This is a genomic window from Nitrosospira sp. CT, from assembly GCF_059489795.1.
In genome coordinates, this window is record NZ_JCAHZJ010000012.1 from 1 (window position 1) to 1,201 (window position 1,201).

A 1,201-nucleotide genomic window follows, 5' to 3' on the forward strand; every position below is an offset into this window, starting at 1 on the left:
GCATGATCGCGCCCATCGCGCTACGAACGCCCACTAGCGGAGATTATTTGCCCGGACAGCCTTCTGGGAGCTATCGGGCGATCTATTTGGTGCGGCGACTGAACGACTCGGCGTATGCCTCGGTGCGCGTATTAATGATCGGGTCATCCGAAGCCTCGATGCCGGTCGTCACATTGGTCGGCAAGAACAGCAACTCGTTCTCGATCTTCTTCGTATCCAACGCCTTGATGACCGCGATTTCGCCGAGTTCTATTGTTGGCCGGCTGTCCGGCCACACTTTCGTGGCATCCGTGGTTGGATCGTCAGCGGCGGCAACCTGCACCAAAAGGTGGAACTTGACTGGTCCTGTTTGGAGCGACGCCCGTAGATTGTCGGCCAGAGCGTTCGGGGGACGCTTCGCCGCCTCTTCATCGCTTACGTAGGCGGGGCCGCTCTCGGGTACGATGCGGTAGCGGCCGAACCTGCTTGTGCCTTGCGCATTGGTGAACTTGAACGCGTTGACGCCGAAGAAAGGCTGCGTGCCGTAACTGACCGCCACAGGCCGAGGCGTGGTTACAAACGCTGATGCGGCTGGGTGGGTCGACAAGAATTTCTCGACCGGCGTCGGCTTGGGCACGTCGGGACCGCTCGCACCGATCGCCTGGAGTAGAGCCAGAAAATCCTCTCCAGTCGCCACCGGAAACCCGTTGGCCGATATGCAGACTATGTCTTGCTCGCTGCCACCCGAGAGACGGAACTTGATCGCCATGCCGCGGATACCACCCGTCGAAGGGTGGGTGTCGGGCGCGTCGGGGACGCCGCCCGCATTTGAGAAGCGAATGACCAGCGGCGTGGGAGCACCTTTGAGAAAGGCAGCCGAACTGAAGGTGTCGGCGCCGTGCGCCGGCGTGAAGGTACCTTCAAACACGGCCCCCGTGGCGTGGTTCGCGCGAACGCCCGCATGCTGGCCGTAAAGTGCGTTCATTTGATTGACCAGCCGAACGCCAAGCGACTCGTCTTCGGCGCCGGCGTAGGTCGCTCCTGCCGCCATCAGCGCGGAGAACGCGATGCTCACAACCAAGCTTTGACACGGTCGCATGACTATCCTCCTGGTCTATGAGGGAGCACATACGGAAAGCTGCTTCAGGCGGACGAAAAAGCGCGCCCACGGTGGATAATCTAAACCAAAACGCGCCTCCAAAATAGTCCGTATCCGGTCGAG

General features: G+C 60.8%; 1 protein-coding gene. It reads right to left on the reverse strand.

Going from position 1 to position 1,201, the window contains the following annotated elements:
* Window positions 1-82 precede the first annotated feature (82 nt).
* Window positions 83-1,054, reverse strand: a complete 972-nt coding sequence (locus tag AC52W5_RS02305; protein ID WP_495669816.1) for a catalase family peroxidase — start codon at window positions 1,052-1,054, stop codon at window positions 83-85.
* Window positions 1,055-1,201 lie beyond the last annotated feature (147 nt).